Source organism: Pseudomonas sp. CFBP 5748, assembly GCF_053850495.1.
In genome coordinates, this window is the sequence record NZ_JBSPTN010000002.1 from 446,942 (window position 1) to 464,724 (window position 17,783).

Annotated in this window: 13 protein-coding genes; 6 read left to right on the forward strand and 7 right to left on the reverse strand. The window is 62.9% G+C overall.

Going from position 1 to position 17,783, the window contains the following annotated elements; genetic code table 11:
• Positions 1–59: 59 nt before the first annotated feature.
• Positions 60–1,367: an ATP-binding protein gene (locus tag ACWNZ1_RS06605; protein WP_135844941.1), complete on the reverse strand. Its 1,308-nt coding sequence runs from the start codon at positions 1,365–1,367 to the stop codon at positions 60–62.
• Between the two features lie 3 nt (positions 1,368–1,370).
• Positions 1,371–2,072, reverse strand: coding sequence for a response regulator transcription factor (locus tag ACWNZ1_RS06610; RefSeq protein WP_135844940.1), 702 nt, complete (start codon positions 2,070–2,072; stop codon positions 1,371–1,373).
• A gap of 267 nt (positions 2,073–2,339) precedes the next feature.
• Between ACWNZ1_RS06610 and ACWNZ1_RS06615 the strand changes: the two genes are divergently transcribed.
• Positions 2,340–3,497 (forward strand): efflux RND transporter periplasmic adaptor subunit, encoded by a 1,158-nt coding sequence (locus tag ACWNZ1_RS06615; RefSeq protein ID WP_135844939.1) that lies wholly within the window; start codon positions 2,340–2,342, stop codon positions 3,495–3,497.
• 14 nt (positions 3,498–3,511) lie between these two features.
• Positions 3,512–6,610, forward strand: coding sequence for a multidrug efflux RND transporter permease subunit (locus ACWNZ1_RS06620; protein WP_456027503.1), 3,099 nt, complete (start codon positions 3,512–3,514; stop codon positions 6,608–6,610).
• A 186-nt stretch (positions 6,611–6,796) separates the two neighbouring features.
• Here ACWNZ1_RS06620 and ACWNZ1_RS06625 read toward each other — a convergent pair whose 3' ends face one another.
• The 3 genes from ACWNZ1_RS06625 to ACWNZ1_RS06635 all read right to left on the reverse strand — a co-directional run bounded on the left by ACWNZ1_RS06625 (position 6,797) and on the right by ACWNZ1_RS06635 (position 10,575).
• Entirely contained in the window at positions 6,797–7,984 is a 1,188-nt protein-coding gene (locus ACWNZ1_RS06625; protein WP_265072994.1) for a pyridoxal phosphate-dependent aminotransferase, read from the reverse strand.
• A 157-nt stretch (positions 7,985–8,141) separates the two neighbouring features.
• On the reverse strand, positions 8,142–9,278 hold the full coding sequence (locus ACWNZ1_RS06630) for a glycerate kinase (protein ID WP_456027504.1): 1,137 nt from the start codon (positions 9,276–9,278) through the stop codon (positions 8,142–8,144).
• 172 nt (positions 9,279–9,450) lie between these two features.
• Positions 9,451–10,575, reverse strand: a complete 1,125-nt coding sequence (locus ACWNZ1_RS06635; RefSeq protein ID WP_280944868.1) for a sugar diacid recognition domain-containing protein — start codon at positions 10,573–10,575, stop codon at positions 9,451–9,453.
• A gap of 185 nt (positions 10,576–10,760) precedes the next feature.
• Between ACWNZ1_RS06635 and ACWNZ1_RS06640 the strand changes: the two genes are divergently transcribed.
• The 3 genes from ACWNZ1_RS06640 (at position 10,761) to rarD (ending at position 14,243) form a co-directional block, all read left to right on the forward strand.
• Positions 10,761–12,071 carry an MFS transporter gene (locus tag ACWNZ1_RS06640; RefSeq protein WP_135844934.1) on the forward strand — a complete coding sequence of 437 codons (1,311 nt, stop codon included), beginning with the start codon at positions 10,761–10,763 and terminating at the stop codon, positions 12,069–12,071.
• Positions 12,072–12,264: 193 nt separating this feature from the next.
• The gene (locus tag ACWNZ1_RS06645) at positions 12,265–13,278 is read left to right on the forward strand and encodes an aldo/keto reductase (RefSeq protein WP_135844933.1); all 1,014 of its coding nucleotides are present in this window, start codon (positions 12,265–12,267) and stop codon (positions 13,276–13,278) included.
• Between the two features lie 80 nt (positions 13,279–13,358).
• The gene (gene rarD / locus ACWNZ1_RS06650) at positions 13,359–14,243 is read left to right on the forward strand and encodes an EamA family transporter RarD (protein WP_256452652.1); all 885 of its coding nucleotides are present in this window, start codon (positions 13,359–13,361) and stop codon (positions 14,241–14,243) included.
• Between the two features lie 90 nt (positions 14,244–14,333).
• On the opposite strand, the gene hppD is transcribed toward rarD, so the two are convergent.
• Together hppD and ACWNZ1_RS06660 are read right to left on the reverse strand one after the other, a co-directional pair.
• A complete protein-coding gene (gene hppD, locus ACWNZ1_RS06655) occupies positions 14,334–15,410 on the reverse strand; it encodes a 4-hydroxyphenylpyruvate dioxygenase (RefSeq protein WP_135844931.1) in 1,077 nt (358 codons plus the stop codon).
• 250 nt (positions 15,411–15,660) lie between these two features.
• Positions 15,661–16,605 (reverse strand): DMT family transporter, encoded by a 945-nt coding sequence (locus tag ACWNZ1_RS06660; protein ID WP_256452651.1) that lies wholly within the window; start codon positions 16,603–16,605, stop codon positions 15,661–15,663.
• A gap of 146 nt (positions 16,606–16,751) precedes the next feature.
• On the opposite strand from ACWNZ1_RS06660, the gene ACWNZ1_RS06665 reads away from it, so the two are divergent.
• Positions 16,752–17,615 carry a LysR family transcriptional regulator gene (locus ACWNZ1_RS06665; protein ID WP_456027505.1) on the forward strand — a complete coding sequence of 288 codons (864 nt, stop codon included), beginning with the start codon at positions 16,752–16,754 and terminating at the stop codon, positions 17,613–17,615.
• The last annotated feature ends 168 nt before the right edge of the window (positions 17,616–17,783 follow it).

Below are 17,783 nucleotides of genomic sequence, written 5' to 3' on the forward strand. Positions count from 1 at the left end.
TGGGCTCGCTTCGCGACCCAGCGGGAGCAAGCTCCCTCGCCACAGGACCGCAGCAACCTTCAAAGGGAGGAAGGGGTTGGCAGCCACAGCCTGAAGCGTGCCCCGGCCAGCGGCGAGGCTTCGACCGTCAGGGTGCCGCCCTGGGCTTCCAGGGCGCGGCGGCTGATGGCCAGGCCGAGGCCGAAACCGCCCGTGGCGCGGTCGCGGCTGCGGTCCAGACGGTAGAATGGCTCGAACACGCGCTCGCGTTCGCTGTCGGGAATCCCGATGCCGTCGTCGTCGACCCAGATCTCGCAGCCGTGCTCACTGACCAGCACGCCAATCTGGATTCGTTTCTCGCAATAACGCATGGCATTGCGCAGCAGGTTTTGCAGCGCCCGGGCGGTCAGGCGTGGGTCCAGCACAAAACGCTCCAGCGCGCCGTGCAACAGCACATCGATCACCACGTCCGGTGCCGCCAGATCCTCGTCGACGCTGCCCAAAATGCTGTCGATGAATTCGTCCAACGGCACTTCGACCCGCTCGGGCAAACGCTCGGGGTTCTGCAGACGGCTGTAGGACAGCAACTCCAGCACCAACTCATCCAACTCGCGGATGTGCGCCACCAACCCTTGCAGGCGCTCGCGACTGGCCGCCGGCAGGTCCTCGGACAGCGCCAGGGCCAGGCCGAAGTCCAGCCGGGTCAGGGGCGTGCGCAGTTCGTGGGACACCGCATTGAGCAGATCCCGCTGCTGGTTGAGCAGGTTCTCGATGTCGCCGGCCATGGTGTCGAACACGTGGGCCAGGCTGCCGATGTTCGAGCTGGAGGCAATGTGCGTGCGTTCGCCCAGATGCCCCTTGCCGAAGCGCTGCGCGGTGCTTCTGAGGCGTTCCAGATCGCGCCAGTGCGGCCGCAGCCAAAGCAGCAGGCAGGCCAGCATCGTCGCACCGATCAGAACGTTGATGCTCCAGTACAGCCAACTGACGTCCGCCGGGTCCGGAGGCACGATCATCTTGACCGCCGTGTGCTCATCCAGCGGTGCGGCCGTCAGGGTGCGCCAAGCCCATTCACCCAGGCGCACCACGTTCTCTCCGCGTTTGAGACGGGCCTGTTCATCGGGGGTGAAATCCTCATCCTCGACAGCCGCCAGCTCAATGCGCAACGGCTCGAACTCCTTGTCCATCTGCGCCGCCAGCGCCGGCCACTGCTCGCTGGGCACGGCGCGGAACTGCTTGACCATCAAGGTTTGCAGGCCACGGGAGTGGTCGAGGTTGTAAGTCACAAAGCGCTCATGGAACAGGCGAATCACCAATTCCGGCATCAGGTACATCGCCGCGCTGTAGGACACGATGGTGACCAGGTAGAGGCGAATCAGCAGCTTCCACACCGCTCAGCATTCCCACTCGGAACGGCTGAACAGATAGCCCTTGCCCCACACCGTCTTGATCTTGCGCGCTTCACCGGCGTTATCGTCGAACTTGCGCCGCAGCTTGGAAATCGCCACGTCCACCGAGCGGTCGGTGCCGTTGAATTCGATGCCCCGCAGGCGTTGCAAAATCTGGTCGCGGCTCAGCACTTCCCCGGAATGACGGGCCAGCACCACCAGCAGGTTGTATTCGCCGCTGGACAATTCCACCCCTTGGCCGCGCCAAGTTACCGTGCGCTCGGACAGATCGATGCACAGGTTGCCCATGAGGATCCGGTCATTGGCCGTCTGCGGCTCGGTGAGACTGCTGCGGCGCAACAAGGTGCGTACCCGCGCCAGCAACACCCGGGGCTCGCAAGGCTTGGTGACGTAGTCGTCGGCGCCCATCTCCAGGCCCAGCACCTGGTCGTGGCTGTCGTCCCGAGCGGTGAGCATCAGGATCGGCAAGGTCGCCGAATCGGCCCGCAGCAAGCGGCAGACCTGCAAACCGTCCAGCCCCGGCAGCATCAGGTCGAGAATCACCAGGTCCGGCGGATCGATCCGGGCCCGCTCGCGCACGTGGTCGCCACGACTGAGCACACTGACCTGATAGCCGTTGCGCTCCAGGTAACTGGCGATCAGTTCGGAAAGTGCGGAGTCGTCTTCCACCAGGAGGATGTTGGGCATGGGTGTTTCCAGAAAGTGCTGGGGGGCCTGTGTGGATCGCCTTCGCGAGCAAGCCCGCTCCCACAAAAGTTCGCATGACCATTGTGGGAACGGGCTTGCTCGCGAAGGCGGCATAACAGGCACCAAGGAATCAAGCTGCCAAGGATATACGCCCTCACCCACCCACGAGCAAACCCCTTACACAATTTCACACACCCCCTACAAAGCTTTACCGTTGCCGGCGGTCGCCCCCCGTAGCATGGCAATGCTCATTATTGGGGAAGCACCATGCCAAGAAATCCTTTCGCCACCCTGGGCTTGCTGCTCGGGGCGCTGCTGTTGAGCGCCTGCGACTCATCCTCGGCACCCAAGGACGAAGCGCCGCTGGCCACCGTGACCGTCGAAACCATCGAGGCCCGGCCGCTGTCCATCAGCAGCGAACTGAGCGGGCGCATTGCCGCGCCGCGGATCGCCGAAGTCCGCGCGCGCGTGCCCGGTGTGGTGTTGCAGCGGGTCTTTCGCGAAGGCAGCGACGTAAAAAAAGGCGACGTGCTGTTCCGGATTGATCCAGCGCCATTCAAGGCCGACCTGGACAGCGCCGAAGCGGCGCTGCGCAAAGCCGAGGCCAACGCGTTCCAGGCACGCTTGCAAGCGCAGCGTTACGCGCAACTGATCGACGACAACGCCATCAGCGGCCAGGACTACGACAACGCCCGCGCCGCCGTCCGCCAGACCGCCGCCGATGTCGCCGCCAACAAGGCCGCGGTGGAACGGGCCAGGCTGAACCTGGGTTATGCCACCGTCACCGCACCGATTGCCGGGCGCATCGGCCGGGCACTGGTAACCGAAGGCGCCCTGGTGGGGCAGAACGAAACCACGCCGCTGGCCCTGATCCAGCAGTTGAACCCGATTCACGCCGACCTCACGCAATCGACCCGCGAGCTCAACGATTTGCGTCGTGCCCTGCGCTCCGGCCAGTTGCAGCAGGTCGGCCAGGATCAGGCAAAAGCCACGTTGATCCAGGACGACGGCAGTCTTTATCCGCTGCCTGGCAAGTTGCTGTTCACCGACATCAGCGTCGACCCGGGCACCGGCCAGATCACCCTGCGCAGCGAGTTTCCCAACCCCGACCTCGACCTGCTGCCGGGCAGCTTCGTGCGCGTGCGTCTGGAGCAGGCCTTCGACCGGCAAGGCATCAGCGTGCCGCAACGGGCGATCCAGCGTGACAGCTCGGGCGTTGCCCAGGTGTTGCTGCTCGACGCGCAACAGCAGGTTCGCGTGCAACCGGTGGAACTGGGCGCCGTACAGAACGATCGCTGGATCGTCATCCATGGCCTGAAGTCCGGCGACCGCATCGTGGTGCAAGGCCTGCAACACGCACGGCCCGGTGAAAAAGTCCGGATCGACGATACCCCTCTTCCACTTGCCCAGGCACCTGGTCAGTAAGCAGGACGTTTCCCATGCCGCAGTTCTTTATCGACCGCCCGGTGTTCGCCTGGGTGGTCGCGTTGTTCATCCTGTTGGCGGGCGTATTGGCCCTGCCGCAACTGCCGGTGGCGCAGTACCCCGACGTCGCGCCGCCGCAGATCGAGATCTCCGCCACGTACCCGGGCGCTTCGGCGCAGACCGTGGACGAAAGCGTGGTCAGCCTGATCGAGGAGGAGCTCAACGGCGCCGACAACCTGCTGTACTTCGGCTCCCAGAGCAGCCTGGGCAGCGCCACCATCACCGCGACGTTCCAACCCGGCACCAACCCGGAACTGGCCCAGGTCGACGTGCAGAACCGCCTCAAGGCCGTGGAGTCGCGCTTGCCGCAAGCGGTCACCCAGCAAGGCTTGCAGGTCGAAAAAGTCTCGGCGGGCTTCTTGCTGCTGATCACCCTCACTTCCAGTGACGGCAAGCTCGACGACGTGGCGCTCAGCGATTACCTGGCGCGCAACGTGATGAACGAGATCAAGCGCCTGGACGGCGTCGGCAAGGCCCAGTTGTACGGTGCCGAACGGGCGATGCGCATCTGGCTCGACCCGCAGAAGCTGCTCAGCTTCAACCTGACCCCGGCCGACGTGAATGCGGCCATCGTGGCGCAGAACGCCCAGGTGTCGGCCGGCAGTATCGGCGACTTGCCGACGCGTACGACCCAGGAAATCACCGCGACTGTCCTGGTCAAGGGCCAACTGTCGACGCCTGAAGAGTTCGCCGACATCGTGCTCAAGGCCAACCCCGACGGCTCGACCGTACGCATCGGCGACGTGGCGCGCGTGGAAATCGGCAGCCAGGAATACCAATTCTCCACACGGCTGAACGGCAAGCCCTCCACCGCCGTCAGCGTGCAATTGTCACCCGGCGCCAATGCCGTGAGCACCGCGACCCGGGTGCGGGCGAAGATGGACGAACTGTCGCGCTACTTCCCGGCTGGCGTGGCGTACAAGATCCCGTACGACACTTCGCCCTTCGTCAAAGTCTCCATCACCAAAGTGATCTATACCCTCGGCGAGGCGATGTTGCTGGTGTTCGCTGTGATGTTCCTGTTCCTGCAAAACATCCGCTACACCTTGATCCCGACCCTGGTGGTGCCGGTGGCGTTGATGGGAACGTTCGCCACGATGCTTGTCCTGGGTTTTTCCATCAACGTGCTGACCATGTTCGGCATGGTGCTGGCCATCGGCATCCTGGTGGACGATGCCATCGTGGTGGTGGAAAACGTCGAGCGGATCATGGCCAGCGAAGGGCTGTCGCCCAAGGAAGCGACGCGCAAGGCAATGCAGCAGATCACCGGGGCGATCATCGGCATCACCTTGGTGCTGGTGGCGGTGTTTATTCCGATGGCGTTCATGCAGGGGTCGGTGGGCGTCATCTACCGGCAATTCTCCCTGTCCATGGCTACCTCGATCCTGTTTTCGGCCTTCCTCGCGCTGAGCCTGACGCCAGCCCTCTGTGCCACCTTGTTAAAGCCCATCGCCCAGGGTGAACACCACGCCAAAAGCGGCTTTTTCGGCTGGTTCAATCGTCGCTTCGATCAATTGGGCGATCGCTATCAAGGCTGGGTAGCCTATGCCCTCAAGCGCAGCGGGCGGTATCTGTTGATCTACGGCGTGCTGCTGGTGGGCATGGGTCTGCTATTCAGCCGCTTGCCCTCCTCGTTCCTGCCGGTAGAAGACCAGGGCTACACCATCACCGATATTCAGTTACCGCCCGGCGCGAGCAAAAACCGCACAATGCAGGTGGTCGAGCAGATCGAAGCCCACAACGCTGGCGAGCCTGGGGTGGGCGACAGTACGGTGATTCTGGGCTTCAGCTTTTCCGGCAGCGGGCAGAACGCCGCGCTGGCGTTTACTACTCTCAAGGACTGGTCGGAGCGTGGCAGTGACGACTCGGCAAGCGCCATTGCCGACCGCGCCAACCAAGCCTTCAGCCAGATCAAGGACGCCATGGCCTTTGCCGTGCTGCCGCCGCCAGTGGATGGCCTGGGAACCTCCAGCGGTTTCGAGTTCCGCCTGCAAGACCGTGGCGGCCTCGGCCATGCCACGCTGATGCAGGCCCGCAGCGAGTTGCTCGCCGCCGCCGAAAATAGCCCGGTGCTGATGAACGTGCGCGAAAGCGCCCTGGCCGAAGCGCCGCAGGTTCAGTTGGAGGTCGATCGCAAGCAGGCCAATGCCCTGGGCGTGTCCTTTGCCGATGTTGGCAACGTCCTGGCCACCGCCGTGGGTTCGACCTACATCAATGACTTCCCCAACCTGGGGCGGATGCAACGGGTGGTGGTCCAGGCTGAGGGCGACCAACGCAGCCAGGTGGCCGATCTGTTGAAGATCCATGTGCGCAACGACGCCGGAAAAATGGTGCCGTTGTCGGCCTTTGTCCGGGCCAAATGGACCCAGGGGCCGGCGCAACTGACCCGTTACAATGGCTACCCGGCCATCAGCATTTCCGGCGAACCGGCGCCTGGCCACAGCACCGGCGAGGCCATGGCGGAGATCGAACGGCTGGTGGCCCAGGGTCCGGCGGGGCTGGGTCAGGAATGGACCGGGTTGTCGTTGCAGGAACGCCTGTCCGGCAGCCAGGCGCCGATCTTGCTGGGCCTGTCGTTGCTGGTGGTGTTCCTGTGCCTGGCGGCGTTGTACGAGAGCTGGGCGATTCCCACTTCGGTGCTGCTGGTGGTGCCACTGGGGGTGCTCGGCGCGGTACTGGCGGTGTCGTTGCGCGGCCTGCCCAATGACGTGTTCTTCAAGGTCGGGCTGGTGACCATCATCGGCCTCTCGGCGAAGAACGCGATCCTGATCATCGAGTTTGCCAAGAGCCTGCACGATCAAGGTCATGACCTGATCGAGGCAACGCTTGCGGCCGCACGCCTGCGCCTGCGTCCGATCATCATGACCTCCCTGGCCTTCATCCTCGGCGTGGTGCCACTGGCCATCGCCACCGGGGCCAGCTCGGCGAGCCAACAGGCCATCGGCACCGGCGTGATCGGCGGCATGATCACCGCCACACTGGCGGTGATGTTCGTACCGGTGTTCTTTGTGGTGGTGATGAAGCTCGTGCGCAGATTCGGCAAACACCACTAAAACCTGTGGGAGCGAGCTTGCTCGCGAAGGCGTCAGGTCAGTCAATATTGAGTTGGCTGACACACCGCTATCGCGAGCAAGCTCGCTCCCACAGGGGATTTTTGGCGGACATGAGCCTTGCGACCACCACCGGACAATGTGGGAGTGAGCTTGCTCGCGATGGGGCCTTCGAATTCAGCCCGTTTCTCAAGCTCGCCGCGCCTGCAACAACCCCGCCGTGCACAAGGCAATCCGCTGGCAGGCATCCGCCAGTTTCACCTGGTCCACCACCAGCCCGATCCGGATATGCCCCGCCGCACTCGGCCCGAATGCCTCGCCGGCCAGCACCGACACGCCATAACCGTCCAGCAGTTGTTCGGCAAAGCCCTGGGCATCGAGGCCTGTCTGGCGCACGTCGACCATTACAAACATGCCACCATCAGGCCGCACAGGCCGCAGGCCAGGACAAGCCTCGAGGGCCGCGCAGACCAGGTCCCGGCGCTGGCGATACTCCTCGCGCATCTGCGCCACTTCAGGCAAGTCCTGCTCCAGCGCTACCTGGGCGGCCCGTTGCACAAAGTCCGGCAAGCCGAACAGCATGCACAGGGACAGATTCGCCAAATGCTCGGCCAAGGGTTCAGGCCCAATGACCCAGCCAATGCGCCACCCAGTCATGGCGTGGGATTTGGACAGGCTGTTGAGGGTCGCGGTGCGTTCGGCCATGCCCGGCAGACTGGCCGGACTGATGTGTTCGCCGTCGAACAACAGGTCGCTGTAGACCTCGTCACTGATCAGCCACAGGTCATGCTCAATGCACAACTGCGCCAGTGCTTGCCAGGTAGGCCGCGACAGGCTCGCACCGGAGGGGTTGTTGGGACTGTTGAGCAGCATTGCCCGAGTACGCGGGGTAATCAGCCGGGCCACATCGGCCGGTTCGACTCGAAAACCGTTTTCCGGACGCACCGCCACCGGCACCACTTTCGCCCCGCAGGCGCCGAATACCGCCTCGTAAGTGACATACATCGGCTCGGCGACAATCACCTCATCACCGGGGTCGAGCAGGCATTGCGCAACCGCATACACCGCACACTGCGCCCCCGGCAACACCGTGACATGTTCGGCGCCCACCGGCTGACCACAGCGCCGGCGATGACGCCGAGCAATACTGGCCCGCAAGGTGTGCAGGCCACGAATGTCCGAATAATGGGTCTCCCCGGCCCGCAGGCTGTTCACTGCAGCCTCGACGATGGCGTGCGGCGTGTCAAAATCCGGGTCACCCACCGACAACAGCAGCACGTCCACACCCTGCTCACGCAGGGCCAGCGCCCGGTCGTGAATCTGCCAGGCGGCGGCGCCATCGCCGGTGATGCGTTGGGTCAAAGCTGAAAAGCGCATGTACGTCTCCTGATTGCGCGATGTCCAGCCACAACCCTATCTCAAATCACAAAGCGCGCCACCATCGCATTCCAAGCCGCCATTAGGCGCGACGGTTTTGCGATGGGTGTGGCGCGCACGCTTGCTCCCTCGCCACGGGTTTTGTACGGGGTGACGGTTAGCGGGCGGCCACCCGCCACAGCCGGGCGATGTCCTGGGCGCGCTCACTCAGCAGGCGCGGGGCATCGGCACAGGCTTCTTGCAATGTCATCGGCCCGCTGGCCAGGGCAAAGGCCGCGTCGATGCCGTGCTCGTACAGCGCCTGGTAGCCCTCCCCCAGCGTGCCGGCGATGACCAGCACCGGTACGCCATGCTGGCGAGCAATGCGGGCCACACCAAAGGGGGTTTTGCCGCGCAGGGTCTGGGCGTCGAAACGGCCTTCGCCGGTGATCACCAGGTCGGCGCCATTGATCGCAGCGGCCAGTCCGGTCAATTGGGCGACGACTTCCACGCCAGTACGAAATTGTGCGCCCAGGAACGCCTTGGCCGCGAACCCCAGGCCACCGGCGGCGCCGCTGCCCGGCTCATCCCGTACATCTTTATTCAACGCCTGGGCACAGTGTTCGGCAAAATGCCCCAGGGCCCGGTCCAGTTCCCGCACCTGCAGGGCAGAGGCGCCCTTCTGCGGACCGAAAACGGCGGATGCGCCATGGGGCCCGCACAACGGGTTATCGACGTCGGCGGCGATCTCGAAGCTGACCTGGGCCAGGCGCGGATCCAGGCCGCCCAGGTCAATGCGCGACAGGTTCGCCAGGGCCAGGCCGCCGGGAGGCAGGGGTTGGTTGTGTACATCCAGCAACGCCACGCCCAGGGCCTGCATTGCACCGGCACCGGCATCGTTGGTGGCGCTGCCGCCGATCGCCAGGATCACTCGCCCGGCGCCTTCATCCAGGGCGGCGCGAATCAACTCGCCAGTGCCATAGGTGCTGCTGGAACAGGCATCGCGTTGCTCCGGCGGGACCAACTGCAAGCCACTGGCCTCGGCCATCTCGATGATCGCCGTGCGACTCTCGGCCAACCAGCCCCAACGCGCCTCGACGGCAACACCCAGGGGGCCGCGGACCCGGGTGCGGCGCCACTCACCGTTGCAGGCGGCCAGCACCGATGCCACCGTCCCCTCCCCGCCGTCGGCCATCGGGCACTTGAGCAACTGCGCCTGCGGCCAGACCTGGGCCAGCCCCTGGGCGATGGCATCGGCTACGTCCTGGGCGCTGAGGCTATCCTTGAACGAGTCGGGGGCGATGACTATTTTCATATTATTCTCCGGTTCCGATGCACAGCATGCTGCCAGCTGACCGCAGCCATGACGCCGGTCCACCGCACAAAAGACACTGGGCATTATTGTTCAATTTCACAAAGATCGGTTTGGCCGGGAGATTCGGCTTGAGGCGGTTGGCCTCTATCGCGAGCAAGCTCGCTCCCACAGGTTATGTGGCTGGATCTGCGGTCTGCGGCAACAACTGAACCCCCAGGTACAACGCCAACATCCCATCCAACCGCAGCGGATCCACGCCGCTCAGCTCGGCGATGCGTTCCATACGGTAGCGCAAGCTGTTGCGGTGGATACCCAGGGCGTCGGCGCAGGCCTGGCTCTGGCCGTCGTGTTCGCACCAACTGCGCAGGGTGGCGAGCAACTGGCCGTTGCTGTCCTTGGCGATGACCTTGCGCAACGGGCTGAGCAATTCGTCCAGGGCATCGTCGCTGCGGTGGCGCCAGAGCAGGACCGGCAGGCGATAACGGTTGAGGTTCAACAAGCGCACTTGTGGCAACACATCACGCCCATAGGCCAACAGGTCCGCCACCCGTCGGTAGCAACGACGCAGCCCCGTCAGCCCTTCGGCCTGGCCACCCACCGCCACCCGCAGAATGTTCCAACCCAGCCCGTCGAGCTTGCCCAGCAGCCGCTCGTTCTCCACCGAAGCGGTGACCGGTCGGCACCAGAGCAAGGAAGACGTGGACGAGGTCAGGCACCAACTGTCGGGGTAACGGGACATCAGCCAGGCGCTCAGCGCCTCGACGGTCTGCCCAGGCCCGTGCTCCAGTCCCAGCTCGAACAGATAGGGCACCCGCGACAATTGCGGCTTGAGGCCCATCTGCCGCGCTTCGTCCAACAGCCGTGGCGAGTCCCCGGCGTCGCCCAGCAGCAGCGCCAGCAAGTCATCGCAACGTTGTCGGCGCCACTGCTGTTCGGCCTGTTGGTTGCGCTGGCCCACCAACATTTCGGCGGTCATGCGCACCAGTTCGGCGTAGGTGCGCAGTTGCGCTGGCTCGCCGGTGATGCCCAACACCCCAATCAGGCGTTGATCGAGCATCAATGGCAGGTTGATTCCCGGCTGCACGCCCTTGAGGTGCATCGCGGTGTGCTCGTCGATTTCCACCACCCGGCCATTGGCCAGGACCAGTTGCGCACCCTCGTGACGGGTATTGACCCGCTCACGCTCGCCACTGCCAAGAATCAGGCCCTGGTTGTCCATGACGTTGACGTTATAGGGCAGGATCGCCATCGCCCGGTCGACGATGTCCTGCGCCAGGTCGTGATCAAGTTCGAACATGGACGGTGTTCCTTGCAAGCGGCGTGGGTTGTTGTTTTGAGCATGGGATTGGTCAGGCGCACAGGGTCCGCATTCAAACCCTGTGCTCAGGCACAAAGACACGAGACCTCGGGCTGGCCGAGACTCCAGGGGCAGTCAACGTTACCCCTTGGCTCGCAAAAAATCATAATAAAGAGAGACCCTCCATGTCCCAGAGCGCAGCAGCCCTCCTGGCTACCCCCGACGAAAAAAACACCGTCTACAAGCGCATTACCCTGCGCTTGATCCCGTTTATCTTCATCTGCTACCTGTTCAACTACCTCGACCGGGTCAACGTTGGCTTCGCCAAGTTGCAGATGCTCGATGCCTTGAAATTCAGCGAAACCGTGTACGGCCTCGGTGCCGGGATCTTTTTCATCGGCTACGTACTGTGTGGCGTGCCGAGCAATCTGGCCCTGACCCGATTCGGCCCGCGGCGCTGGATCGCGCTGATGATGATCACCTGGGGCACCCTATCGACCTGCCTGCTGTTCGTCACCACGCCCACCGAGTTCTATACCTTGCGGCTGTTTACCGGCGCGGCTGAAGCCGGATTCTTTCCTGGCGTGGTGCTGTATCTCTCGCAATGGTTCCCGACGTTCCGACGCGGCCGGATCATGGCCTTGTTCATGTCGGCCATTCCGGTGTCCGGCCTGCTCGGCAGCCCGTTTTCCGGCTGGATCCTCAATCACTTCGCCGCCGGCCAGGGCGGCCTGGCGGGTTGGCAGTGGATGTTCCTGCTGCAAGGCATCCCGACGGTGATCCTCGGGGCGCTGGCGTTTTTCCTGCTCAGCGACACCTTCGCCAACGCCAAGTGGCTGACCGACCAGGAGCGCGCCGTGCTCACCGCGGACCATGCCGAAGACCTGGCGAATAAACCGAAAACCACCACCGACTCCCTGCTGGCGGTGTTCAAGAACCCGGTAATCTGGGCCTTTGGCCTGGTGTACTTCTGCATCCAGAGCGGCGTGTACGCGATCAACTTCTGGCTGCCGTCAATCATCAAGAGCCTGGGTTTCAGCGATAACCTGGTAATTGGCTGGCTGAGTGCGATCCCCTATCTGCTGGCGGCGGTGTTTATGTTGCTGGTGGGCCGTTCGGCGGACCTGCATAAGGAGCGTCGTTGGCATCTGGTGGTGCCGATGCTGATGGGCGCGGTCGGGCTGCTGATTGCCGTCAACTTCGCCGCCACCCCGGCCATCGCCATCCTCGGCCTGTCCATCGCCACCATGGGCGCCCTCACCGGTCTGCCGATGTTCTGGCCGGTGCCCACCGCGATGCTCAGCGCGGGTGCGGCAGCCGGTGGGTTGGCCTTGATCAACTCCATGGGCCAGATGGCCGGTTTCCTGAGCCCGTACCTGGTGGGTTGGGTCAAGGACGCCACTGGCTCGACCGATGCGGCGCTGTACCTGCTGGCGGCGGTGATTGTCGGCGGCAGCCTGCTGGCGTTGCGCATGACCCGCACCCTGCGGGCCTGACGCAAATCCCCTTGTGGGAGCGGGCTTGCTCGCGAAGGCGTCGTGTCAGGCACCATTGATGTTGACGGATACACCGCTTTCGCGAGCAAGCCCGCTCCCACAGTTGATTTGGGGGTGTTTGAGAATTGTGTTTGATCCAAGCGGTGGTTCTGGGGTTTGATTGGGCCTTTCTCTCCGGCAAAAGGATTTCGTCATGAGCTACCGCACGCTAGGCCATTCCGGGTTGCAAGTCTCGACACTGACCCTGGGCACCATGATGTTCGGCGAACAGACCAGCACCGAGGACTCGCTGCGGATCATCGACAAGGCCTGGGACCAGGGCATCAATTTCATCGACACGGCGGACGTCTACACCAACGGCCGTTCCGAAGAGATCGTCGGCGAGGCGATCGCCCGTCGCCGCCAGGAATGGGTGCTGGCCACCAAGGTCGGCTTCGGCCCACCGGACGGCGTGCCCAACCGCAGCGGCCTGAGCCGCAAGCACATTTTCAATGGCATCGAGGCCAGCCTGACGCGCCTGGGCACCGACTACCTGGACATCTATTACCTGCATCGCGAAGACCACAATACGCCGCTTGAGGTCACGGTGTCGGCCATTGGCGATTTGATTCGCCAGGGCAAAATCCGCTATTGGGGCCTGTCGAACTACCGGGGTTGGCGCATCGCCGAGGTGATCCGGATCGCCGACAGCCTGGGCATCGACCGGCCGGTGATCAGCCAGCCGCTGTACAACATCGTCAACCGCCAGGCAGAAACCGAGCAGATCACCGCTGCGCAGAATTATGGCCTCGGCGTGGTGCCCTTCAGCCCCCTCGCCCGCGGCGTGCTCAGCGGCAAGTACGCGCCGGACGTGGCGCCAGACGCCAACAGCCGTGCCGGCCGCCAGGATAAACGCATCCTGGAAACCGAATGGCGCGTTGAATCCCTGCGCATTGCCCAGCAGATCCAGCAATACACCCAGGACCGGGGCGTGGGCATCGTCGAGTTCGCCATTGCCTGGGTGCTGAACAATCGCGCCGTGACCTCGGCCATCGTCGGACCGCGCACCGAGGAACAGTGGGACGGGTACACCAAGGCGCAGGCGGTGGAAATCACGGCAGAGGATGAAGCCTTCATTGATTCGCTGGTGACCCCGGGGCATGCCTCGACGCCGGGGTTCAATGACGTCGGCCATTTCGTGTCGGGGCGGGTGCCGCGTACAGTTTAAGCCCTTTCCTGAAATAATCGTGGCGAGGGAGCTTGCTCCCTCGCCACAACCCTGCTTCATTTCCGTCAACAGAGGCTTCAGTGTCCAAAGGCATCGCTCTATCGGTCTCGGCCTCTGTGCTGTTCGCCGTCATGTACTACTACACGTCACTGCTCTCACCGCTGACCGGCCTGGAGATATTCGGCTGGCGCATGCTACTGACGATGCCGTGCATGACGGTGTTCATGCTGCTGGCCCGGGAGTGGAGCCTCGTTACGCAGTTGGTCCGGCGCCTGATCGCCACGCCACGGCTGTTGATCGCGGCGATCGCCTCTTCGGCACTGATGGGTGCGCAGCTGTGGCTGTTCATGTGGGCACCGCTCAACGGCTACAGCCTGGACGTGTCGCTGGGGTATTTCCTGCTGCCGCTGTCGATGGTGCTGACCGGTCGCATCGTCTACGGCGAACGCCTGTCGTACTTGCAGAAAGTCGCCGTGTTCCTTGCCACCCTTGGCGTGTTCAACGAGGTGTACCAAGTGGGCGGTTTTTCCTGGGCCACCTTGCTCGTGGTGCTGGGCTACCCGATCTACTTCATCCTGCGCAAACGCATCAAGACCGACAACCTGGGCGGGCTCTGGCTGGACATGACCCTGATGCTGCCACTGGCGCTCTGGTTCGTGCAGAGCGGTGAGCAAGGCTTCAATGTGTTCGATCAATACCCCAGGCTGTCGCTATTGATTCCGGTGCTCGGAGTCATCAGCGCTTCGGCCCTGGTGACCTACATCCTCGCCAGTCGACTGCTGCCGTTCAGCCTGTTCGGCCTGTTGAGTTATGTCGAGCCGGTATTGCTGCTGGGCGTTGCGCTGCTGTTGGGCGAAAGCATCCAGACCAGTGAATGGCTGACCTACATCCCCATCTGGATCGCGGTGGCGGTGCTGGTATTCGAAGGGTTCAAGCACCTGACGCGGCAGCGACGCCGGTCTTAAGGCTCACATCGCCCCCACAGGGGTTCTGTATTGGCAATAAAAAGCCCGCCCGACATCACTGCCGGGCGGGCTTTTTATTGGGTTCAGGCCTTAATCGGTAGCCAGCACCCCACGTCGCACCTGGTCACGCTCGATGGACTCGAACAGCGCCTTGAAGTTGCCTTCGCCGAAACCATCGTCGCCCTTGCGCTGGATGAATTCGAAGAACACCGGCCCCATCAGGGTTTCCGAAAAGATCTGCAGCAGCAGGCGCTTGTCGCCCTGCTCGGAAGCACCGTCCAGCAGAATGCCCCGCGCTTGCAGTTCGTCCACCGGCTCGCCGTGGTTCGGCAGGCGGCCTTCGAGCATTTCGTAATAGGTGTCCGGCGGCGCGGTCATGAAGCGCATGCCGATGCTTTTCAGCTTATCCCAGGTTTTGATCAGGTCATCGGTGAGGAATGCCACGTGCTGGATGCCTTCGCCGTTGAACTGCATCAGGAACTCTTCGATCTGCCCGGCGCCCTTGGACGACTCTTCGTTCAACGGGATGCGGATCATGCCATCCGGGGCTGTCATGGCCTTGGAGGTCAGGCCGGTGTATTCGCCCTTGATGTCGAAATAACGGATCTCGCGGAAGTTGAACAGCTTCTCGTAGAAGCCGGCCCAGTAGGCCATGCGTCCGCGATAGACGTTGTGGGTCAGGTGGTCGATGATTTTCAGGCCCGCGCCCACCGGGTTACGCTCAACGCCCTCGATGAACACGAAGTCGATGTCATAGATCGAGCTGCCTTCGCCAAAACGGTCGATCAGGTACAGCGGCGCGCCGCCAATGCCTTTGATCGCCGGCAGGTTCAGCTCCATCGGGCCGGTTTCGATGTGGATCGGCTGGGCGCCAAGTTCCAGGGCACGCTTGTAGGCCTGTTGCGAGTCCTTGACCCGGAACGCCATGCCGCATACCGACGGGCCGTGCTCGGCCGCGAAGTACGAGGCCACACTGTGGGGTTCGTTGTTGAGGATCAGGTTGATCGCACCCTGGCGATACAGATGCACATCCTTGGAGCGGTGGGAGGCCACTTTGGTGAAGCCCATGATCTCGAAGATCGGCTCCAGGGTGTTGGGTGTTGGGGATGCGAATTCGATGAATTCAAAACCCATCAGGCCCATCGGGTTTTCGTATAGATCTGCCATGTCGGCGCCTCATCATGCTTATCAAGTAACAGGAACGTTAGTTGCTGGCCATGCTGAGGGCGTGCGGTGGCGCGCAGGAAATGCCGCGAACGCTGCGGGCGAGGAAATCGCCATAGATCAGTTGAAACCCAAGTATCTTCATTGTCGACCCAAGGCTCTTGCGGGCGAGGCTTCTGCTGCCAGAAGACGTTTATTCTTATATGCGTAAATCGATTCTACACAGCGTAACCAGGTTTGTCCGCCTTCTGTATCAAATCGTCTTTTCCGCCGAGCGCGCAAGGGGTTTGTTGCACAGGAAAATGCCCACCAGGATCACGCCCCCGCCTACACACATCAAGGCTGTGAGCCGTTCGTCCAATAGCAGCGCTCCCAGCAGCACCGCCGTCAGCGGATTGAGGGCGATAAACACGCCGGAACGGGTCGCGCCAATCCGACGAATGCCGTCGTACCAGGCGATGTAGGCCAAAGCCGAACCCAGTACGCCGAGGTACAGCAAGCTCAGCCATTGGCGGATGTCCAGCCCGCGCAGTGCTTCGAAGCGAATCTCGCCCCCGGCCGCGCAGGCCAGCCACAACATCAACGTGCCCAGCAGAATCGACCAGGTTACGGTCTGCAGGGGGCCAAGGCTTTCGTTCAGGTTTCTGGAAAACAGTGAATAGATGCCCCAGCCCAGCACGCAACCAAAAATCAGCAGGTCGCCGATCCAGCTCTGCGCCGAACCCTGCAACAAAGACGGATCGCGACTGACGATCACCAACCCTGCCCCGCCGATGCACAGCACGATGCCCGCCACTTTCAAGCGGCTCAGCCGCTCCTTGAACAACCACCAGGACGCCAGTCCGATCACCGCCGGATTCAAGGCGACGATCAATGAGGCGCGCGACGCATTGATGTACTGCAGGCCGTAAAAGAAGCACAGGTTATAGAAGAAAATACCGAAGAACCCCAGGGCAGCCAATTGCAGCCCTTGCTTCACGCTGGGCCTGGCCAGCGGGATCCCGGCCACGGCGAGAAACAGCAGCAACGCGACACTCGCCAGCAGGAAACGCAGGCTGGCGGCGAACAGAGGCGCCAGGGCATCGGAAAGGATCCTGCCAGCGACGAAGGTGCCGCCCCAGATCATGGTGACCATGGCGAGCTTCAGGTAGACCGGCAGGTCTGAGGGCGTTGGGATGGTTTGTTCGAAGGTTTTCATGGTTCACCCGTTGAATCAAACAAATACCTGGGGCGAGGGAGCAAGCTCCCTCGCCCCAGAAAAGCTCCTGGCACCACAGTCCTTGTGCGCTTGAGATGTCGTATTGTTTACCTCATGCTTGGTCATCGTAAAATGAGCAATCACTCATGACCCTCACCCAACTCGAAATCTTCTCCCTGGTCGCCGAGCTGCGTGGCTTCACCGCCGCGGCAACGCGATTGGGCATCGGCCAGTCGGCGGTGTCCCACGCCATCAAATCCCTGGAACAAGAGTTGGGCGTGGAACTGCTCAGGCGTCATCAGTCTGCGGTGGAACTCAGCGACATTGGCGAGCAATTGCTGCTGCGGGCCCGGGCCATGCTCGGGTTGGCCAACACCTTGCGCCAGGAAGCCGCCGACGCCCGAGGCATGCGCCGTGGCACCTTGCGCATCGGTTCGTTCGGGCCGACTTCGTCGATGAAATTGCTGCCCGCCATCCTGCAGCGCTACCGCGCGCTGCATCCGGGGATCGAGGTGCACATCGACGAAGGACCGGACCGACAAGTCATCCAGTGGCTGGATGAACGACGAATAGACGTCGGCTTTGTGGTGCTGCCCGAGGACCGTTTCGATACGTTCATGCTGATGGAGGATCAGATGGTCGCCCTGCTCCCCACCGCCCATCCCCTCGCCGCCCAGGCCAGCGTGAGCCTCAAGGACCTGTGCAACGACCCCTTCGTACTCACCGAGGCCGGATCGTCGGAGCTGGTGTCGCGCCTGTTCAATGCCGCCCGGCTTACACCAAACGTGCGCTTTCGTTGTTCGCAACTGCTCAGCACCCTGGATGTCGTCAGCCGCGGCGAGGCGGTGAGCGTGGTTTCCGAAGGCTCGCTGCCGGGCGGCCCCAACCCGGGCTTCGTCACACGGCCATTGTCACCTCGAGTTCCGCGCCAGATTGGCCTCGCGGTATTGGACAGCCGCCAGGCCTCACCGGCCACCCTGGCCTTTGTCGAACTGGCCCGGCAGTCATGAGTCTCCAGATCCCACAGAGGATTTGCAGAGACCACAAAACCCAAGGCCACCCTCCCACACTCCATCACAGGTGTTCACACCGCTCGGGGCAAGGAACCGGCCGGCCATCTATCATGGTCAGCATTCGACGCGTCCTCTCCTTGATCCCTTTTCCCTCACGCCACAGGT

Excerpts from the sequence above, each read along its gene's own strand:
- ACWNZ1_RS06610 (WP_135844940.1), bottom strand. The coding sequence starts at position 2,072 with ATGCCCAACATCCTCCTGGTGGAAGACGACTCCGCACTTTCCGAACTG.
- ACWNZ1_RS06615 (WP_135844939.1), top strand. The coding sequence starts at position 2,340 with ATGCCAAGAAATCCTTTCGCCACCCTGGGCTTGCTGCTCGGGGCGCTG.
- ACWNZ1_RS06620 (WP_456027503.1), top strand. The coding sequence starts at position 3,512 with ATGCCGCAGTTCTTTATCGACCGCCCGGTGTTCGCCTGGGTGGTCGCG.
- ACWNZ1_RS06625 (WP_265072994.1), bottom strand. The coding sequence starts at position 7,984 with ATGCGCTTTTCAGCTTTGACCCAACGCATCACCGGCGATGGCGCCGCC.
- ACWNZ1_RS06630 (WP_456027504.1), bottom strand. The coding sequence starts at position 9,278 with ATGAAAATAGTCATCGCCCCCGACTCGTTCAAGGATAGCCTCAGCGCC.
- ACWNZ1_RS06635 (WP_280944868.1), bottom strand. The coding sequence starts at position 10,575 with ATGTTCGAACTTGATCACGACCTGGCGCAGGACATCGTCGACCGGGCG.
- ACWNZ1_RS06640 (WP_135844934.1), top strand. The coding sequence starts at position 10,761 with ATGTCCCAGAGCGCAGCAGCCCTCCTGGCTACCCCCGACGAAAAAAAC.
- ACWNZ1_RS06645 (WP_135844933.1), top strand. The coding sequence starts at position 12,265 with ATGAGCTACCGCACGCTAGGCCATTCCGGGTTGCAAGTCTCGACACTG.
- hppD (WP_135844931.1), bottom strand. The coding sequence starts at position 15,410 with ATGGCAGATCTATACGAAAACCCGATGGGCCTGATGGGTTTTGAATTC.
- ACWNZ1_RS06660 (WP_256452651.1), bottom strand. The coding sequence starts at position 16,605 with ATGAAAACCTTCGAACAAACCATCCCAACGCCCTCAGACCTGCCGGTC.
- ACWNZ1_RS06665 (WP_456027505.1), top strand. The coding sequence starts at position 16,752 with ATGACCCTCACCCAACTCGAAATCTTCTCCCTGGTCGCCGAGCTGCGT.